Consider the following 20,570-nt stretch of genomic DNA (forward strand, 5'->3'; position numbering starts at 1 on the left):
TTTATTTCCTCCTAAAAATGAAAGTTAGATAATGTACTAAATAAAAAATAATTTACAAGTAAAAACAAAAACGCATATACGTTATATGAAGCTAGTTTTCGCCCTTGAAAGCCCCGTGCAACACGTAAAAACAATAATATCATATATACAATAATGACAATTAAAGAACCTACTGTTTTCGCATCATACCAATAAAAAGCTTCTCCAGAAGTATACCCCCAAATGACGCCTAAAATAAGAGCGATTAAAAGGGTAGGAACACCTAACAAAATAGTAATAAAAGTGAAAAAATCCAACTGACCTAGATCGCCTAATCTTTTCAATCTACGAGTCCACTTTTTTTGTTTGAGTAATCTGTACTGAAGTAAATACATTAACGAGAAAATAAAAGAAAAGGTAAAGAATCCATACGATATTAGTGCTAGTGTAATATGTGTTACGAGCATTTCACCAACAAAGTCTATACTCCTCGTATCCGTTGTATTTTGTGCTCTCGTAAAAATATGCATGACCATTAGGAAGAATCCGACTACATTTGTAAAAAAAACAAAAAAATCTACACGAAATAGGCGGTTTATAATGAGCGAAAAGGTAACTAATATCCAAGCATAAAAATAAAGACCATCATAGATGGTTAAGAACGGAAAGGCTTCCTTATTTAATATTTTACTAAATAAAAAAAAGGTTTGCAGGAGCCAAACCAATGAAAGTAACCAGAAGGCAAAACGATTGACCTTCCGGTTATGTTGTATAAAGTCTATAAAATACCCAACAATGGTAAGTGCATAAATAAATATAATAAGTTCATAAACCAACTTCAAATCAAAATCTACCGTCATAAGATCGTTATCCCTTCTTTTTACGAATGAATAGACGACTTTCTAATAGTCGGAAAAGATAATTTCCCTTTCGCATCAGAAGGTAAAGTATGCTGACTTTTTTCGGATTGCTTATCAAGCTCCTGCTTCACTTCTTCTTCAATCCCAAATATTTTCATAAATAAATCTAGTGTTTCATCAGCGTTTTTCTGACCAGCCAGTTCTTTTGCTTGTAATATAGGCTCTTTCAGTAATTGATTAATGATACTTTTCGTATGCTTACTTAATACTTTTCTTTCTCTATCTGACAAATCAGGCATCTTTCTTTCAATTGACTCCATTGTATCTTGCTGAATCAAAAGTGCTTTTTGTCGTAAAGCTGAAATGACAGGAACAACCCCTAGGGTACGCACCCATTCAGCAAAATCAGCCATTTCTATTGCAATCATACTTTCAATCTCTTGCGCAATTTCTTTTCTAGATTCTAGATTTGCATCGACAATTCCTTGTAAATCATCAATATCATATAAGAATACACTATCAAGATCGTTTATAGACGGATCCAAATCCCTTGGAACCGCAATATCCATTAAAAACAAAGGACGACCTTTTCTAGCTTTTAATGTTTTTTCAATAGATGACTTCGATAATACATAGCCCTCCGCTCCAGTAGAACTAATTAAAATATCAACGGTACTTAACACATGTTCAAGTTCATCCATGGAATAAGCTTGCCCGTGTATTTTGCTCGCAACCTCTTCAGCTTTTGATCGTGTACGATTAATAACCGAAATATTTTGTACCCCAGAACCATGCAAGTTTTTGACGGCTAACTCACCCATCTTACCTGCACCTAAAATTGCTACACGTTTATTCGACAAATCACCAAATATCTTTTTAGATAACTCAACAGCAGCATAGCTTACAGAAACTGCATTTTCCCCAATTTCTGTTTCCTTATGGGAACGCTTTGCAACTGTAATAGCTTGTTTAAACAATTGATTAAATATAGTGCCAGAAACCTGTTGTTCCTGAGCTACTAAAAACGCCTGCTTAACCTGTCCTAAAATTTGGGTTTCTCCTAAGACCATAGACTCTAATCCACAAGTAACTCGGAATAGGTGCATGATAGCCTTTTCCTCTTCATGAATCGAAACATAAGATGCTACTTCTTCTAAGTCCATAGAGAACCAGTTTGCTAAAAAACTTTTTATATAATAACGGCCTGTGTGTAACTGATCCACAACAGCATAAATCTCAGTTCGGTTACATGTGGAAACAATTACATTTTCCAGTACACTTTTCTGCTGATTTAACATCTTCATAGCATCAGCTAACTTTTCTTCAGAAAATGCAAGCTTTTCACGAATTTCCACAGGGGCTGTCTGATAATTTACACTGACTACTATTACTCGCATAATTTTCACCCCTTCTACATGTTTCACAATCATTAGTATTGTTTCATATGGATAGTCAATCAACAAATATTATAACATCTTCCCCTTCCTAATTAAGAAGGAAAAAGTGAACATATTTTGAATTATTATGATACGATTAGAAAAGCTTGGCTTATCGCAAAGGTTAACTAATCAAAAGGAAAAATACGAATGATACCCTTTAGTAACTTAACATACTTGGATTACACAAGCAAGAAAATCGTTTATTGCTTGGTTAAAACAGTAAAAATATCTCGTACAACTAGGAGGCTTCGCTATGAAAAAACAATATTTATTTACAAGTTCCTTCATGATTGGTGTTGGGTTATATTTTTTTATCACGCAATATAATATTACTTTTTTGCATTCCTACCAAACTTGGCCAACACTTCTTATTATTATAGGTGTTGCCTTTCTCATTCAAGGATTTTTTGGAAAAGTTCATGAAAGTTTATTTCCAGGAATTATTATTTTAGGTTTTGGCATTCATTTTCACGGTCTTCTCCATTACTCCTTTTGGATTGATCATTGGGGAGTTTATTTATTAGTAATTAGTATTGCCTTTTTTATCCAATATCAAAAGACAAAAAATGGATTAATTATTGGAGTTATATTATTAGTCATTTCCTTGTTCGCTATTCTTTCATCTAAAAAACCAGGTTGGTTAGAAACATTACATTTAATACCTAGTAATAGTGATGGGTCATTTTTGCCTTTTATTTTAGTTGGTGTTGGCATTTACTTAATTGTTACAAAAAGATAAAAGTAAAGTTTCAAGGCTGTACATAATATTTCCGTGGAAATAGATAACTGGAAAGGTCCGTACTCTGTTATAGTAGTACGGACCTTTTCCTTACTTGTTTATAATCGATCGGATGGCTCCCCATGCATCGTCTTTTCCTTCACCAGTCTCAGATGAAAATAGGACAATTTGGTCTTCTGGATCGATATTTAATTGATTTTTTATTACTTTCAAATGCTGAGGTCTTTTTGTTTTTGGCACTTTATCCATCTTGGTTGCGATGACAAGTACAGGTTTTTCGTAATGCTTTAAAAAGTTATACATTAAAACATCATCTTGTGTTGGTTTATGTCTTAAATCAACAATTAAAACAGCAAGCTTTAATTCTTCACGGTTCGTAAAATACTCTTCCATCATACGACCCCAAGCTTCTCGTTCCTTCTTAGAAACTCTTGCGTAACCGTATCCCGGAACATCCACAAAATAAAGCTGCTCATTAATGAGGTAAAAATTTAAAGTTTGTGTTTTCCCTGGTTTTGATGATGTTCTAGCCATACTTTTTCTCTGTATCATCCTGTTAATAAAGGATGACTTACCTACATTTGAACGACCCGCCAAAGCTATTTCAGGCATTGGATCATTCGGATACTGGTCACGTTTTACTGCACTGATAACCAGTTCTACACTATTTACTTTCATTTTCCCGGCTCCTCCAGTAATGCATGCTTCAATACCTCATCTAAATGAGATACTTGTAAAAATGTTAAATCATTTCGAATACTTTCAGGTATATCTTCTAAATCTTTTTCATTTTCTTTCGGTATAATAATTTTCTTTAGTCCTGCACGGTGAGCACTTAATGATTTTTCCTTCAATCCACCGATAGGAAGTACTCGACCTCTTAACGTAATTTCCCCAGTCATTCCGACTTCTTTACGAACAGCGCGTTTTGTTAATGCAGAAACTAAAGCTGTTGCTATAGTTATACCAGCTGATGGACCATCTTTAGGTGTTGCTCCCTCTGGCACATGTATATGAATATCGTTTTTCTCATGGAAGTTAGGATCAATGTTTAATTCTTCTGCTCTTGAACGAATATAACTAAAGGCAGCTTGCGCTGACTCTTGCATAACATCTCCTAATTTACCTGTTAAGGTAAGCTTTCCTTTACCTGGGTATAAGGACACTTCAATGGACAAAGTGTCACCACCTGCAGCTGTATAAGCTAAGCCAGTTGCTGCACCTATTTGATCTTTCTCCTCTGCTTGTCCATAACGAAACCTAGGCTTACCTAACATTTCCTCAAGCATTTTTTCCGTAACAACAACCTTTTTCTTTTCGTTTGCTACAATCATTTTTGCACCTTTTCGACAAATAGAAGCTAATTGTCTTTCTAAATTACGCACACCAGCTTCTCTCGTATACATACGGATCAGCTTAAGTAATGCTTCTTCTTTAACTTGGAAGGTTCCTTTAGAAAGCCCATTTTCTTTAATTTGCTTTTGTAAAAGGTGTTCCTTTGCAATGTGTAGTTTTTCAACCTCTGTATATCCAGCTATTGTAATAACTTCCATACGATCCAATAATGGACCTGGGATAGTACCTAGGTTATTGGCTGTTGCTATAAACATAACGTTAGATAAATCATAGCTTTCTTCAATAAAATGATCACTAAATGTACTATTTTGCTCAGGATCTAACACTTCTAGCATTGCAGAAGAAGGGTCCCCCCTGAAATCACTTGCCATCTTATCAATTTCATCCAACAAAAATACCGGATTAATGGTGCCTGCCTTTTTCATTCCTTGAATAATACGCCCAGGCATCGCACCGACATATGTTCTTCTATGTCCGCGAATTTCAGCTTCATCCCTTACGCCACCAAGTGAAGCTCTTATAAAATGACGATTAATGGACTTTGCAATAGACTTTGCAAGAGAGGTTTTCCCAACCCCTGGCGGACCAACTAAACAGAGAATAGGCCCTTTTATAGAATTAGTTAGTTTTTGAACAGCTAAATATTCTAAGATTCTCTCCTTTACCTTTTCCAACCCGTAATGATCTTCATTTAACGTTTTTTCCGCACGGTTTATATCCAAAACGTCTTCTGTTTCTTTCGTCCAAGGTAATGAAATTAACCATTCTATATAATTGCGAATGACAGAGCTCTCCGCTGAATTGTTCGGTACTCTTTCATAGCGATCCAACTCTTTAAAAGCCACTTTTTCAATTCTTTCTGGCATCTTTGCTTCTTCAATTTTCTCTCTTAATTGAGCAACTTCACTTGTTTTACCGTCTTTATCACCGAGCTCCTTTTGAATAGCTTTCATTTGCTCGCGTAAATAATATTCTTTTTGTGTACGCTCCATAGACTTTTTCACACGTTGCCCAATTTGTTTTTCCAAATGTAAAACTTCTTTTTCATTGTGAATCAGTTCAATCAGATGATTTAATCGCTCTTTCACATTTGTAATTTCTAAAACCTTTTGTTTATCTTTCATTTTCAAGGAAAGATGGGAAGCGATTATATCAGCAAGTCGACCTGGATCATCAATATCAGCAACTGTAGCTAATGTTTCTTGACTGATTTTTTTAGAGGCTTTTATGTACTGTTCGAAATATTCCAACAGTGTACGCATAAGGGCTTCTTCTTCCAATTTATCCCCATGATCCTCACTTATTTCTTCCACTTCTACTAAAAAGAATTCTTCTTCATCCTCTTTATACTGTATAAGCTCAGCTCGATCTAAACCTTCAACTAATACACGTATTGTACCATTTGGGAGCTTTAACATTTGCTTTACCGTAGCAATTGTACCCATTCGGTATATATCTTCTTTTCGAGGTTCATCAATATTTACTTCCTTTTGTGATGCTAAAAATATTTTATTGTCTTCCACCATTGATTTCTCCAGCGCCTTGACTGATTTATCACGACCTACATCTAAGTGTAGAACCATAGAAGGGTATACAATTAAACCGCGTAAAGGCAGGAGGGGAAGTTGTTTAATAATATCATCCGCCATATTCTAGACACCTCCGTTACTTCCGTTTCGTAATATCATCATAAAGAAAACCACTAAGTTTGTAAACAAATTAGGTTTTTTCTAAAGCCTTATATCGATTTTCTTTGTTTGATGGAATAGCTATCTGTTTTAATAATAGTTTGGTATTCCGATGTTAGGATATAATCTAAAACCTCTTCAAAACGTTTCACTGGTATGACTTCAATTAAATCAATTTGATTTATACCTGATTGACGATTATCGTAAGGAATCAGTACTTTAGTAGCACCCGCTTTTTTCGCTGATTTTATTTTTGGTATAATACCGCCTACAGGCTTAACCAATCCATGTAAACTTACTTCACCGGTAAGCGCAACATCATTTCGGACTGGAATTTTATGAATAGCGGAAAAAATTCCAGCAGCCATAGCTATTCCTGCAGATGGTCCATCAACAGGAATTCCACCCGGATAATTAATGTGTAAATCGTATTGGTGAACAGGTACTCCCATCGATTTTAACATCGTCAACACATTCGTAACCGAATGGTTTGCCATACTTTTACGACGAATTGTTTTTGCACCTTGGTTTATTTCTTCTTCATCAACAATCCCAGAAATTTTTACAGTTCCTTCATACGCATGGGAAGTTGGCAATGCAGATACTTCAATTTCTAACAGAGAACCGGAGTTCGGCCCAAAAACTGCTAACCCATTCACAACACCAACTTGGGGCTTATCGGGAACTTTAGGGGTAAGTTTTGGAACTAACTGACTAGATTCTGCTACCCATTCTATATCTTTTATCTCAATTTCATTTTTATTTTGTTTTTTGATAATTCCTACACAAATTTGTACTACATTCACTGCTTCACGGCCGTTCCTTGTATAAGAAGCAATTCTTTCTAACGCCTCTTCCTTTATTTCTACTTTTACTTTTTCAGCCGCTCTTTTTGCTACTTCCTTTAGGTGGTCAGTTTCTAAATCCTTAAAGAAAATTTCCAAACATCTTGAACGAATTGCTGGAGGGATTTCCTCGGGTTTTCTAGTAGTTGCACCAATCAAACGAAAATCGGCAGGTAAACCTTGTTGAAAGATTTCGTGAATGTGAAGGGGAATCTTCTCATTTTCTTCACTATAATAAGCACTTTCAAAAAACACTTTACGATCCTCTAATACTTTAAGGAGCTTATTCATCTGTAATGGGTGAAGTTCTCCTATTTCATCTAAAAATAAAACCCCACCATGTGCGTTTGACACAGCACCCCTTTTGGGCTGAGGGATTCCAGCTTGTCCCATTGCTCCTGCACCTTGGTAAATAGGATCATGGACAGATCCTATTAACGGATCGGCTATACTTCTTTCATCAAAACGAGCAGTAGTAGCATCCATTTCAACAAATACTGCATTTTGTTTAAATGGTGTTTCAAACATTTTCTTCGCTTCTTCAAGTACAAGACGTGCAGCTGCTGTTTTACCTACCCCGGGAGGGCCATATATAATAACATGCTGTGGATTTGCACTACACAAAGCTGCTCTTAACGACTCCACTCCATCCTCTTGTCCAATAACATCTTCCATCTTTTTTGGACGAACCATTTCAGAGAGTGGTTCAGACAGTGCTATTGATCTCATTTTTCTTAACTCTTCTAGTTCTTTTTTGGATTCCTTTTCAATGGTCACTTTATTATTTCTGTTGTTTTTAAGCATATTCCAAAAATAGAGACCAACAATTATTCCTACTAGTAATTGAATAAATATAGCGACACCAACAAAACTCATCTTTTTTCCTCCCATTTGTTGTACATTATTTGCTAGTATCCCCCGATTAAAATGTGAATAAACGCTATTAAAAATGAAAAAAGGAGTTTTTCCCTTTTTGGAAAAACTCCCTGTTTCATTTTGTTTATGACTAGGAAAACTTATTCAGTCAACGATTTATTGTAAAAAAATAACCCCCATTATTGGGGGTTATTTCTCATTTATGCACTTTCTTTCGGCTCTTCATTTTCATCCAAAACAGTACCATCTTTAAGTACTAGCTTTGGTCTGCCATCCTCAATTACTACAGTATCTTTTGTAATAATACATTTTTCAATGTCTTCACGTGAAGGTAATTCAAACATTACATCTAACATGATACCTTCAATAATTGATCTAAGTCCACGAGCCCCTGTCTTTCTTTCAATAGCCTTCTTCGCTATCTCCATAAGAGCTTCCTCTTCAATCTCTAGTTCGACACCATCAATTTCAAATAACTTCTGATATTGTTTTACTAAAGCATTTTTAGGTTCTGTTAAGATTTGAATTAACGCATCTTCATCTAATGGCTCTAAGCTACCAATAACAGGTAAACGACCAATAAATTCTGGAATTAGACCGAAACGTAGAAGATCTTCAGGTAATACTTTTGAAAGTAATTCCCCTTTATCTAATTCTTCCCCTAAATTATCTGCTCCGAATCCGATTACTCTTTTACCGAGTCGTCGTTTAATAATCTGTTCAATACCATCAAAAGCCCCACCAACAATGAATAGAACATTTGTCGTATCAATTTGAATAAATTCTTGATGTGGGTGCTTACGGCCACCTTGAGGTGGAACGCTCGCAACTGTTCCTTCTAGAATTTTTAATAAAGCTTGCTGAACACCTTCACCAGAAACATCTCGTGTAATGGATGGATTTTCTGATTTCCTAGCAACTTTATCAATTTCATCGATGTATATAATTCCTTTTTCCGCTTTTTCTACATCATAATCCGCTGCTTGAATAAGCTTTAAAAGAATGTTCTCCACATCTTCCCCAACATAACCAGCTTCTGTTAAAGAAGTCGCGTCTGCGATAGCGAAAGGCACATTTAAAATACGTGCCAACGTCTGAGCTAAAAGTGTTTTACCACTACCAGTAGGACCCATTAACACAATATTACTCTTCGATAGTTCAATGTCATCTGAGTTCTGATTAGAATTAATACGTTTATAATGATTATATACTGCTACAGATAAAGAACGCTTTGCTTTATCCTGACCTATAACATAGTCGCTTAATATATCACAAATTTCCTTCGGTTTAGGTACGTCTTTAAATTCTACTTCTTCTTCATTACCTAATTCTTCTTCCACAATTTCCGTACATAGCTCTATACATTCGTCGCATATATAAACCCCTGGGCCCGCAACTAATTTACGAACCTGCTCTTGCGTTTTTCCACAAAAAGAGCATTTGAGTCGTCCCTTTTCATCGTTAAACTTAAGCATTTAATCACCTCACCAATATATATCTGTATCTGATCTTTTCTTTAAATGTTTCTTAGTTGTAGTCTTTAGCACATCATATCAAATATGTGCCTGTGGAAGAAAGTAATACCCTTAAACCATTGAATTTTTTTTACGAAGGCGGGATATGTAATCATTATGTACGTCACTTTTTAATAAGTCAACGAGAACACTTTAACTTATATGTATGCAAAGAAAAGCAAAGATGTGTACTTCTTCTATTCTTTCTTTAAATACAACATCTATACTTAGAACACCTGCGAAAACTTTGTCGTATATAGTCATACGAATAAAATTATGTTCTTATAAGGTAAAACAAGGCACGAAATTTCGCACCTTGTTTCTAATTTTATTCCAGTTGATCCTTAGAAGATCACTTGTAAGGAAGTTACTTATACAGTTTTGCTTTGCTCTGCTAAGAAATCAATTGCTTTTCTAACCTTTAGGTCACCTTTTAAAGCATCAGCATTTCCACCTAGCATCTGCTTGATTTGAGCAGCTTCCATTTGGTACATGTCAGCCATTGTTTGAACCTCTTTATCAACATCTTCATCTGTCACTTCAATATTTTCTGCTTCTGCTATTGCTTCCAGTGTTAAATTTGTTTTAACACGCTTTTCTGCATCATTTTTCATTTGTTCTCTTAGTGCATCTTTATCTTGGCCAGAGAACTGTTGATACATGTCTAACGTCATCCCTTGCATTTGCAAACGTTGCTCAAACTCTTGTAGCATACGGTCTAATTCTGTCTCAACCATTGCCTCAGGAATTTCAACTTCTGCATTTTCAGAAGCTTTTTCGATTAGCGTTTCACGTTTACTGTTTTCAGCATCTTGATTCTTTTGATCCTGAAGACGTTTTTTCGTTTTCTCTTTTAATTCTGCTAGAGTTTCCACTTCATCATCAACGTCTTTTGCAAGTTCATCGTCGAGTTCAGGAACTTCTTTTGTTTTAATGTCGTGGATCTTCACTTTAAATGTAGCTGGTTTTCCAGCTAGTTCTTCTGCATGGTATTCTTCAGGAAAATTCACTTCGATTTCTAATTCTGCTCCTGCTTCTTTTCCTATTAATTGCTCTTCAAATCCTGGAATAAATTGACCAGATCCAATTTCTAAAGAATGATTTTCAGCTTTTCCGCCTTCGAAGGCTTCTCCGTCCATAAATCCTTCAAAGTCGAGTACTACTGTATCTCCCTCTTCAATTGTTCCTGCTTCTTTTACAACCAGCTCCGCTTGACGCTCCTGTAATTGCTTTAACTCGTTATCAACATCTTCATCTGTAACTTCTGTATCTTGTGCTTCTACTTCAAGACCTTTATACTCACCAAGCTTCACTTCAGGTTTAACCGTTACTTTCGCTGTAAAAATAAGGTTTTTACCTTTCTCGATTTGTTCCACATCCACTTCTGGACGATCAACAGGGTCAATTCCTGCTTCCTCAACAGCGCTCATGTATGCCTCAGGAAGAATAATATCTAATGCATCTTGATACAAAGATTCTACACCAAAACGTTTTTCGAACATTCCACGTGGCATTTTACCTTTACGGAATCCTGGAACCTGTACTGTTTTTACAACCTTTTTAAACGCTTGATCTAATGCAGCATTAAATTGCTCTGCATCAACCTCAACCGTTAAAACACCTTCATTTCCTTCTAACTTTTCCCATTTTGCTGACATAAATTTCCCTCCAACATCTATTATTCAATTAATTCCCTATTTTTCTAGTCATTATGTCAAATTCTATCGTCTGAACGCATAATGCAACCACTATATTATACACATAGTATTTCAACACTTCAACAATCACCTATTACAAGCATTATTGTTCAATTTGGGAGAAATATTTCATTTCCATATGTTTAATCTCTTCCATCCACTTTCCTCTCGCTTCATTATCATACTCAAGCATGGATGTTTCTTGGTCAAGTTGCAAGTATTCTAATGCTAAAGCTAATACCGCTTCAGCTATAGATTGTATCGCTTCTTCAGATGGAGTAAATGGATAATAGACATATAAATAGCGAAACAAAATTTGTCGAGTAAATTCAAATAACGTTGGATCATTTTGTTCAATTTCTTCTAATAATAGTAGGATTTTTTTTGCTTCAGGAGTTTCCATGACATCATCTAGATGAATAGGATTTATCATACTCGTCTGATTAAACTTTTCTACTTCCATTTCCTGATCTACTTTTTGCTCATACATCCATTGTAAAATTCCTGTTTTAATAACCGGATTTAATTCCGCATCACTTAGATGTGGGATAATTTCATCTATATAGTGACTTACTGACTTTTTTCTCAATATAGATAGTAACCTCCATTGTTCCTGAAAACTACCACCCTCTAAATTATGTATAAATTGCTTCCACTCTTTATCATCCTGTGTTAATTCTTGATCCTGATAAAACTTTTGACTTAAATCATAAATTTGCCAAAATTGCTCGCGATATGTATGTGGAATTTTTTCACTTTGAAAAATTTCATCTAATAAGCTAAGTATTTCCCCATATTGGCTTGTTTGAAATAAAATAGTTACGTATATATGTAAGTATTTATAATAATTCGGGTCATCTTCCTTCATTAATTTTCTGCATAAACCAATTGCCTCATCATACCTCCCTAATTCAATAAAGCAAATAACCTTTCCTGTTAAAATCTCGTAGCTAGCAGCCTCGTACTGTTCTAATTGTAATATGTGTGTCAATGCATCTTCATAACGTTTCTCCTTTAAAGCTTCTAACCCTTCTTTTTCTAATTGTTTTCTCCAGCCAGGAAAAATGACAATATCTGGATGCTCTTTTTTCATATACACCTTCCTGTTCTAATAAAGTATTCCTGCTTTTTCCAGGCAAAAAAAGAAAGGAATACCAATCCATTTGTATAACTTTATTCATACCCTATTTTGCGGATTTAAAAACTAATAATGGAAACCTTCCTTATATAATCTATTCTATAATACTTTTACCTATCACATTCTCTCTATAAAAAAGAAAAGGAAGATTGTGTTTCCTTTTGAATTTATTCTATTGTAAAATATAAAGAGAGACGCATATACAATTTATTCCATTTTACTATGAATCGAAATAAAGGGGAATTTTATATGAAAATAAATGAAGTACACGAGCTAATAAACTATTACCGAGGTATGTATAAAGTGCTTGAGCAAGATTGGCAAAAATCAGCACAAGATCAAGGAATTACAAGTGCAGAACAACACATTCTATGGATTTTGCATTTTGAAAAGGAAGCTACAATGTCTAGAATTGCACAACTGGGTTTATGGGAAATAAGTACAGTCATGCAAGTAATTAAAAGATTAACGAAAAAAGGATTAGTAGATGTGCAAAAAAATAAAAAAGATCTCCGGATTTCCTATGTTACTTTAACAGACGAAGGAAAAAAAGTAAGAGAAGAAACTCAAAACTATACTTATAAAATAACCGAGTATTTACATGATTTCGCAGGTAGAAATGAAGAAAATCGAAAACTAATCGATCAAATGAAGGAATTTTTACTAGATTTTAATAAGCATTTTCATGGGGAAGAATTTAGCAAATGGGTCAAACATACTTCTAAGAGCTCAGACTAATTACAAGAAGGGTACTGAAAAGAATACGTTTAATACAAGCTATAACGGGTATGGTTAACTAACAACAAAAAGAAAAAACACTATCACGGAATGAAAATATATAACTGGAGTGATTAAATGAGGTTCCCTTCTTTAACAGATTATCAGTTAATAGAAGCTTACCAAAATGCTTTAGACCTTCAACTAGAAAAAAAGTTTATTTCTATTCTAAAAAAAGAAATGAAAAAGCGAAAAATCACAGAAGATATTTTCAACCTTAACAGGAATCCATACCAAGTAAATGTATTAAACCAAAAACAAGTTATCTCTTAAAAAGCTTTTTTCTAATAGATTGTTGTTTCTCTAAGTAGATGGATACTGCGACGTAACTTTAATTTAATTTACTCTTTGCAGCTGCAGGGTGTTATCAGACCGCTTCGGCAGAATACTTCGCTTTCCACGGGTTCCCACTGAGCCTCCTCGACTTCGTCTCCGGGGTCCAACGACGGTCACAGATCCCGTAGGAGTCTACGTATTCTGCTACGCTAATAAAGATTTTCTGATTAATGACATGTGATAGCCAAAGAACTCATCTTTTAGCGGCTGACTTATCACATGAACAAAGAGCTATGTTGAGCAGCGGAAACATGCGAGACTCCTCGAAAATAAAACGCAATTTTCTTCGTGCGATGTAAAGCTGCCGAAGCGTTCCTTGTCCTATGGGAGAGCAAGAGTCTGAAGACCCCCGAGACGAGCGCTCTTTGCTCGCGAGGAGGCTGAGGCCTTGCCCATGGAAAGCGAGTATTTTTCCGCGGCGACGGACTACCACTCATCTTGTACAGAATGGGCTTTGCACACGTAAAGTTACTTCGCAGTTTAAGGAAACAGCGAAAACACAACAATTTTTTATGAAAAAAGTATTCCTAAAAAATAATCCAGTATCACAACAAACTAGTGATACTGGATTTACTTCTGTTCTAGCAGCAATTAATGTATTTTGGAGCCTTTACAATCAATTCAATAATGCTATGATAGGAATTTTCCTAATTTCATTAAAAAAGATTCAATCTTTCAATTCGCTTAACTGCTTCCGCTAAGCGTTCCTCACTATCCAATAGTCCTACCCGAAGATACCCTTCACCACTTTCTCCAAACCCATTCCCTGGAGCTGTCACCACATGGGCTTCTTCCATTAAAATAGCAGCAAATTCTTCTGACGTATAGCCTTTTGGAACTGGTAGCCAGGCGAAAAAGCTTCCTCTTGGAGCTTCTACTTCCCACCCTATCTTTTGAAGACCATTAATAAAGATATCTCTTCTTTTTTCGTATGTATTCACTAGTTCACGAACAGCTTCTTGGCTCCCTCTTAAAGCTTGTGCTGCCGCATACTGAATACCACCAAATAAGCTTACGTACAAATGATCTTGAATCAGATTAATGCTATCAATAACTGACTGATTACCTACTGCAAAGCCTATTCTCCAACCAGCCATATTATACGTTTTTGATAAAGTGTACATTTCTACACCAACATCTTTGGCACCTTTAGACTGCAAAAAACTTTGAGGTTTTTTTCCATCAAATCCTATTGCTCCATAAGCAAAATCATGAACAATGCAAATATGGTGTTTTTTTGCCAATTCTATCGTTTCATCAAAGAATGATTTAGATGCTATAGCAGCTGTAGGATTATTAGGGTAATTTAAGAACATTAGCTTTGCATCCTGTAAAGATTTTTCCGATATTTCATTGTAGTCTGGTAAGAAATTATTTTTTTGCAACAAAGGCATCATTTCCACTTTGGCATTAGCTAATGCGATTCCAGACATGTAATCAGGATAGCCAGGATCAGGAACCAAAGCAAGATCACCTGGATTTAATAAACACTGACTGATTTCTACTAGACCTGTTTTTGCCCCAAACAATATCGCTACTTCTTTATTAGGATCAACATCGACATTGTATTCTCGTTTGTAAAATTCAGCTATCGCTTCCTTTAAAAAAGGATAGCCTTGAAAGGGTGAATACTTATGATACTGTGGATTCTCAGCTGCTAATTGTAGTTCTTTCACAATATGTGATAGTGTAGGTAAGTCTGGATTTCCTTGTCCTAAATTAATCAAGTCAAACCCTTGGCTTTTTAACTTATCTACCTTCTGGACGAGACTTGCAAAAAATTGCTCTGGCAATCTTTTTAATCTATTTGCATGTTCAAATGTTTTTTCCATAGGGTTCACGCTCCCAAACCTTAAATTAGAAAATCTTCGTCTATTTAAAAGTAATATATAGTGAAAACCTTTATTTTCTTATCCCTTTTTAGTGGGAAAATTCTAATTTATAACTATAGCTATTTTCAAACTATTTGTAAAGGTAAAAAAATATGTCTTCTATATTGACAGACCAATGAGGGAATGGCATAATGTTCATCAAAATTCATATATTTAGGACTACGTTGACATTATAATAGAATTAAATTTAACTCTTATCAAGAGAAGGTGGAGGGACTGGCCCAATGAAACCCGGCAACCGGTGCATCTTGCATACGGTGCTAAATCCTACAAACATGGTGTTTGTAAGATAAGAGGAAGAGCCATGAATTTACCTCTTCCTTCTTGGAAGAGGTTTTTTGTTTTTACTTATAATTTTTGAGGTGAATTGACTATGTTAAACATTCAAGTTCAAGGTGCACCAAACTTTTATCAGTGTTATGAAGGTGTTTTAAATATACTACAAGAAAAGATTGATGAACAAAATTGGCAAAAAGGAATCCTATTACATGGAAATAAATCGTGGCAAGCTGCCAATGATTTTTTCCCTAACTTATCTACCCCCCTCACTTTACTTCCCTACCAAGGAGAATGTTCAACGGAAGAGGTTAATCGTATTAGTGAAATTACAGTTGCTGAACACGCAGACTTTATTATAGGCGTTGGTGGTGGGAAAGTAATGGATCTTGCTAAAGCTGTTGGGAATGAAAATGATCTTTCTGTCATCCTAATACCCACACTTGCCGCTAACTGTGCTCCTTGGACACCTTTAAGTGTTTTTTATGATGGAGAAGGTAATTTTTTACATTACACCATTTTTCCTAAAAGTACATATATGGTTTTAATCGAACCTCGTATTCTGTTGGATGCACCTGTTGATTATTTAAGGGCTGGAATAGGAGATACCTTAGCAAAATGGTACGAAGCAGATGTACTTTCTAAGGATATTTCGCCAAAACCCCTCCCACTTGAAATCGCATTACATGCAGCGAAAATGTGTAAAGAGGTGTTATTAAAGGAGGGAGAAGAAGCCATTTCTGCTGTGTATAAAGGTCATTTAACCTCATCCTTTGTTCGCGTTATTGAAACAATCATTTTAGCGGGTGGTATGGTTGGTGGATATGGTGATCACTATGGCAGAATTGCTGGTGCACATTCTATTCATAATGGCTTAACCTATATAAAAGAAACCCATTCCTACTTACACGGGGAAAAAGTAGCGTATGGTATTCTCGTTCAACTCGCCCTAGAAAATAGATTAGATGAAGTAGAAAAGCTTCTTCCTTTTTATCAAAAACTTAATTTACCTATATCGATTAAAGATTTTGGCATTTTTAATCAAATGAAGGAAAAGATTGCTATCATTGCAGAAGAGGCAACGAAACCAAGTGAATCGATTCACTATATGCACGTTAGTAATCAAAAGGAAGTTATCAATGGGATTTATTCGCTAGAGCAGTTCATTTCATCTACACTGGAAGAAAAGAACAAGGAGGGAACTGTATGACTTTAAAAGTTGCTTTAATACAAATGAACATTTCTTTCGGGAATCCTGAAGCCAATTATGAAAAGGTTAGAACTAAATGCAAAGAGGCTAGTGAAAAAAACGTAGATGTTATTGTCTTACCTGAACTGTGGACAACTGGGTATGATTTAACGCGACTAGATGAAATAGCTGATGTAAATGGAGAAAAATCATACTCTTTTATTGCGGAGTTAGCCAAAGATTATAACGTTAGTATTGTAGGAGGTTCCATTCCGAAAGAAACGGATAAGGGTATTACCAACACATTGTTTGTCGTTAATCGTAAAGGGGAATTTGTATCGGAATATAGTAAAGCTCACCTATTTCGGTTGATGGACGAAGAGAAATACCTAACCGAAGGAAATGATGAAGGATCTTTTATTTTAGAAAACATTAAAAGTGCTGGAGTAATTTGTTATGACATTAGATTTCCCGAATGGATTCGTACCCACATGTTAGATCAAACGAAAGTATTGTATGTTGTAGCTGAATGGCCAAAGCCACGAATAGATCATTGGAGGGCCTTATTAATAAGTAGAGCAATTGAAAATCAATGTTTCGTCGTTGCTTGTAACCGAGTTGGAACAGACCCGAAAAATGAATTTGGTGGGCACTCCTTAATTGTTGGACCTTGGGGAGAAGTAATAGTTGAAGCTGAGGATAAAGAAACGATTTTATACGGTGAATTTAATCCTGAGGAAGTCGATAAGGTGCGAGAGACTATACCGATTTTTACGGATAGAAGACCTGATTTATACAAACTATAGAGAAAGCCATTTAATATTGTGTTTCATTATGCCCAATCGGCAAGTGAAGCACTTTTTTTATGGAAAAAAATTATTGTAAAGCATCACAAATAGAACCTCATCTGAATATTTTATTTTTGGATAAAACATGAGTATTGAAGAATAATCAAAAGAATTTAAAAGAATTTATAAATTTATATTTATTTTTTCGTTAAATTTGGTATTATATAGTTGGATTTAATAATAAATACCGAAAAATACTCTAGGAAAGGGGATGGGTAACGATGGTTACATCTCTTTACTTTTTAACAGTTACTGTATTCATTACATTCCTAGTACTGTCTACTGTAGAAAATTTAATTGCTTACAAGAACAAAAAGGTGAAAAACAAACGAAGACCTTTTACATTCATGAAGTTACCACGTCTTAGAAAATCAATGCGTTAATTCATTCACTAATTCCAAAGCTCTTTGAGAACAATTTCTCAAAGGGCTTTTTATTATTGTTCACATTTTCTCCTCTCACCTAAAACACTCATTTCTCCTCCGTTCATTTCATATATTATGCCCAACAATGATTAGTTAAAAGGGATTCCCTATAGCAAAAGAAAATAGTAGGTAAGTAGAACAGTAAATAGGGGGGAATAAATATGTACCTTGCTTCAGCAATACAAATGGAATCAGAAATAAATAATGAAGAAAAAAATATAACGAAAGGGCTTAGTATGATTGACAGTGCTGCAAAAAAAGGAGCAAAAGTTATCTGTCTACCTGAACTGTGGAGCTGTGGTTACTATTTAAGTAAAGAATATATTCGTTGTCATGCCAAACACGTTAAAGGCTCCTTTATAAAAATGCTTCAAAGGATAGCATTTGAGAAGAACGTTATTTTGATTGTACCTTTCCCTGAAATAGAAAATGACAATATATACGTATCCACTATTGTCATAGATGATGATGGGAATATTTCTGGTAAGGCGCAAAAGTCATTTCTTTGGGGTGATGAAAAGGACATCTTTACACCAGGCCAACTGCAATTCCCTATTTTCAAAACATCAGTTGGAAATGTAGGCGTACTTATTTGCTATGAGCTAGAATTCCCAGAACCATCTAGAATACAAGCACTTTTGGGTGCTGATATTATTTTCGCTCCTTCCGTATGGAGTAAAGGTGCGGAAGAAAGATGGGATATACAGTTACCTGCAAGGGCCCTAGATAATCAAATCTATGTAATGGGGATAAATGCAGTCGGTGGTAATGCTTGCGGAAAAAGTAAGTTAATAGATTGCTATGGACAAATAAAAGAGGAATGTCCAAAAGACTCAGAACATATATTATTGGCAGTAGTAGAAACAGAAAAAATAAAGGAGGCAAGAGAAACCATTCCTTATTTACATGATCTTCCACCTTCGTTAAAACCACTTCCATTTGTAAAAAATGGAAAATGATTTTCTGAATTTTTACTATTTGGGAGTAAATAGGAAGATATAGGCGTTATATTTCACGAAAGCTGATTATCCTTACCTCAACGCTAATTTCAAAAGAAAATCCAACCATAGCGAATTTTATGAAAATTCAACTTTTTGTGTTTATTTGGGATAATTAATATGTACAAAAAAAGACTTAGGGGGTTCATTTAGTTTATGAAAAAGCATTTACTTGGAATTTTTGTTTTATTACTATCTGTTGCGATGTTAGCAGCATGTGGTACAAGCGACGACTCAAGCGGTGATGGTGGTAATGATGGAGAAACATACACAGTAGCAACTGACTCTAACTTCCAACCATTTGAATACTTAAACCCAGAAACAAATGAATTAGAAGGTTTCGACATTGACCTTATGAAAGAAATTGCTAAAGAAGCAGGATTTAATGTTGAGTTTGAAACAATGGAGTTTGATGGTTTACTAGGTTCCATGAGAACTGGTAAGCACGATATCGGTATTGCTGGTATTTCCATCACAGACGAACGTAAAGAGGAGATGTCTTTCTCTGATAAGTACTATGATTCAGGTCTTATTTTAGCAGTACCAGTTGATTCTGATATCGAATCTATTGATGATATTGATGGACATAAAGTAGGTGCTCGTCAAGGTTCAACTAGTGAATCATACTTACAAGATAACACTAATGCGGAAGTATCTGCATTTCCTGAAATTGTAACAGCTTATATGGATTTACAAGCTGGTCGTTTAGATGCTGTTTTATATGACTTACCAAACGTGCAGTTCTACATTAAAGAAAAAGGTGAAGGCGAACTGAAAACAGTTGGTGATATTTTAGAAGGTCAACCATATGGTATCGCATTCCCGAAAGATTCTGAGTTAGTAGAACCTGTTAACGAAGCATTAGCTACATTGAAAGAAAATGGTAAGTATGCTGAAATTTACGAAAAATGGTTTGGTACTCAACCACCACAATAAAAATTACTTTACTCAAAATACACATCTAAGACTATTCAAAAATCAAGCGTAACAAGTTTCGTGCTTGTTACGCTATTTTATCAAGGAGAGATATTTGAATGATAGAAGCTTTAATGGAATCAGCCTATATTAAATCCTTGCCATTTTTGTGGGAAGGTCTACAAGTTACAATCGCCATAACTGCATTAGGACTTCTCTTCGGTACCATTATAGGAGCAATGGCAGGTCTTGGTAAATTATCAAAAAGTAAAATCATCAGGGGAATTTGGACCGTTTATGTAGAAATAATTAGAGGAACACCTATCCTTGCACAAGCACTATTTATTTACTTTGGTATTTCCGAGGACTTAATTGGCATTAATTTAGATGCTTTTACAACAGGTGTTATTGCTATCGCTATTAATGCTGGTGCTTATATTGCAGAAATTGTTCGTGGTGCCGTTTATTCTATTGACAAAGGACAACACGAGGCAGGACGTTCATTAGGTTTATCGAAACGCCAAACAATGCGTTATATTATCTGGCCCCAGGCTTTTAAACGAATGATACCACCTTTAGGTAACCAATTTGTTATAAGTTTAAAGGATACTTCTATACTCTCTGTAATTGCCGTTCATGACTTAGTTTATAAAGGTAAACAATATTATAATGCAACAGTTGAGGTATTTGAGACACTTGTGATGGTTTGTTTACTATATCTATGCATTACTATTCCATTAGCAATTATCCTGAGAAGATTAGAAAGGAAGCTGGATGTATAAT

18 protein-coding genes and 1 riboswitch are annotated in these 20,570 nt (G+C 35.2%); of the genes, 9 read left to right on the top strand and 9 right to left on the bottom strand.

Annotation, left to right across the window (positions count from 1 at the left end; translation table 11 throughout):
* Positions 1–11: 11 nt before the first annotated feature.
* Both HNQ94_RS01825 and hemA read right to left on the bottom strand, forming a co-directional pair.
* Positions 12–839, bottom strand: a complete 828-nt coding sequence (locus tag HNQ94_RS01825) for a cytochrome C assembly family protein (RefSeq protein ID WP_174494502.1) — start codon at positions 837–839, stop codon at positions 12–14.
* Between the two features lie 20 nt (positions 840–859).
* Positions 860–2,236 carry a glutamyl-tRNA reductase gene (hemA, locus tag HNQ94_RS01830; RefSeq protein ID WP_174494501.1) on the bottom strand — a complete coding sequence of 459 codons (1,377 nt, stop codon included), beginning with the start codon at positions 2,234–2,236 and terminating at the stop codon, positions 860–862.
* A gap of 295 nt (positions 2,237–2,531) precedes the next feature.
* Between hemA and HNQ94_RS01835 the strand changes: the two genes are divergently transcribed.
* Entirely contained in the window at positions 2,532–3,017 is a 486-nt protein-coding gene (locus tag HNQ94_RS01835; RefSeq protein ID WP_174494500.1) for a LiaI-LiaF-like domain-containing protein, read from the top strand.
* Between the two features lie 90 nt (positions 3,018–3,107).
* Here HNQ94_RS01835 and yihA read toward each other — a convergent pair whose 3' ends face one another.
* The 6 genes from yihA to HNQ94_RS01865 form a co-directional block, all read right to left on the bottom strand.
* Positions 3,108–3,695: a ribosome biogenesis GTP-binding protein YihA/YsxC gene (yihA, locus tag HNQ94_RS01840; RefSeq protein ID WP_174494499.1), complete on the bottom strand. Its 588-nt coding sequence runs from the start codon at positions 3,693–3,695 to the stop codon at positions 3,108–3,110.
* Positions 3,692–6,022: an endopeptidase La gene (lon, locus tag HNQ94_RS01845; RefSeq protein ID WP_174494498.1), complete on the bottom strand. Its 2,331-nt coding sequence runs from the start codon at positions 6,020–6,022 to the stop codon at positions 3,692–3,694. The genes yihA and lon overlap by 4 nt, the downstream gene beginning before the upstream one ends.
* A gap of 89 nt (positions 6,023–6,111) precedes the next feature.
* The gene (gene lonB / locus HNQ94_RS01850) at positions 6,112–7,782 is read right to left on the bottom strand and encodes an ATP-dependent protease LonB (RefSeq protein ID WP_174494497.1); all 1,671 of its coding nucleotides are present in this window, start codon (positions 7,780–7,782) and stop codon (positions 6,112–6,114) included.
* Between the two features lie 200 nt (positions 7,783–7,982).
* Complete coding sequence (gene clpX / locus HNQ94_RS01855; RefSeq protein WP_174494496.1) at positions 7,983–9,257, bottom strand: ATP-dependent protease ATP-binding subunit ClpX; 1,275 nt, start codon at positions 9,255–9,257, stop codon at positions 7,983–7,985.
* Positions 9,258–9,667: 410 nt separating this feature from the next.
* Positions 9,668–10,954: a trigger factor gene (tig, locus tag HNQ94_RS01860; protein WP_174494495.1), complete on the bottom strand. Its 1,287-nt coding sequence runs from the start codon at positions 10,952–10,954 to the stop codon at positions 9,668–9,670.
* Between the two features lie 142 nt (positions 10,955–11,096).
* Positions 11,097–12,086, bottom strand: coding sequence for a DUF3196 family protein (locus HNQ94_RS01865; protein ID WP_174494494.1), 990 nt, complete (start codon positions 12,084–12,086; stop codon positions 11,097–11,099).
* A 294-nt stretch (positions 12,087–12,380) separates the two neighbouring features.
* Here HNQ94_RS01865 and HNQ94_RS01870 point away from each other — a divergent pair, with 294 nt between their 5' ends.
* Positions 12,381–12,869, top strand: a complete 489-nt coding sequence (locus HNQ94_RS01870; protein WP_174494493.1) for a MarR family winged helix-turn-helix transcriptional regulator — start codon at positions 12,381–12,383, stop codon at positions 12,867–12,869.
* A gap of 117 nt (positions 12,870–12,986) precedes the next feature.
* Positions 12,987–13,181 (top strand): sporulation histidine kinase inhibitor Sda, encoded by a 195-nt coding sequence (gene sda, locus HNQ94_RS01875; protein ID WP_174494492.1) that lies wholly within the window; start codon positions 12,987–12,989, stop codon positions 13,179–13,181.
* 719 nt (positions 13,182–13,900) lie between these two features.
* On the opposite strand, the gene HNQ94_RS01880 is transcribed toward sda, so the two are convergent.
* A complete protein-coding gene (locus HNQ94_RS01880; protein ID WP_174494491.1) occupies positions 13,901–15,076 on the bottom strand; it encodes a pyridoxal phosphate-dependent aminotransferase in 1,176 nt (391 codons plus the stop codon).
* 251 nt (positions 15,077–15,327) lie between these two features.
* Positions 15,328–15,432, top strand: a riboswitch (SAM riboswitch).
* Positions 15,433–15,509: 77 nt separating this feature from the next.
* On the opposite strand from HNQ94_RS01880, the gene HNQ94_RS01885 reads away from it, so the two are divergent.
* The 6 genes from HNQ94_RS01885 (at position 15,510) to HNQ94_RS01910 (ending at position 20,569) form a co-directional block, all read left to right on the top strand.
* Positions 15,510–16,622, top strand: a complete 1,113-nt coding sequence (locus tag HNQ94_RS01885) for an iron-containing alcohol dehydrogenase family protein (RefSeq protein ID WP_174494490.1) — start codon at positions 15,510–15,512, stop codon at positions 16,620–16,622.
* Entirely contained in the window at positions 16,619–17,407 is a 789-nt protein-coding gene (locus HNQ94_RS01890; protein ID WP_174494489.1) for a carbon-nitrogen family hydrolase, read from the top strand. The genes HNQ94_RS01885 and HNQ94_RS01890 overlap by 4 nt, the downstream gene beginning before the upstream one ends.
* Before the next feature lie 263 nt (positions 17,408–17,670).
* Entirely contained in the window at positions 17,671–17,832 is a 162-nt protein-coding gene (locus tag HNQ94_RS01895; RefSeq protein WP_174494488.1) for a hypothetical protein, read from the top strand.
* 203 nt (positions 17,833–18,035) lie between these two features.
* Positions 18,036–18,833, top strand: coding sequence for a nitrilase-related carbon-nitrogen hydrolase (locus tag HNQ94_RS01900; RefSeq protein WP_174494487.1), 798 nt, complete (start codon positions 18,036–18,038; stop codon positions 18,831–18,833).
* A gap of 195 nt (positions 18,834–19,028) precedes the next feature.
* Complete coding sequence (locus HNQ94_RS01905; protein ID WP_174494486.1) at positions 19,029–19,808, top strand: transporter substrate-binding domain-containing protein; 780 nt, start codon at positions 19,029–19,031, stop codon at positions 19,806–19,808.
* Between the two features lie 98 nt (positions 19,809–19,906).
* Positions 19,907–20,569: an amino acid ABC transporter permease gene (locus HNQ94_RS01910; protein ID WP_174494485.1), complete on the top strand. Its 663-nt coding sequence runs from the start codon at positions 19,907–19,909 to the stop codon at positions 20,567–20,569.
* Position 20,570: the final 1 nt, after the last annotated feature.

This window comes from Salirhabdus euzebyi, from assembly GCF_014207435.1.
Classification (GTDB): domain Bacteria; phylum Bacillota; class Bacilli; order Bacillales; family Alkalibacillaceae; genus Salirhabdus; species Salirhabdus euzebyi.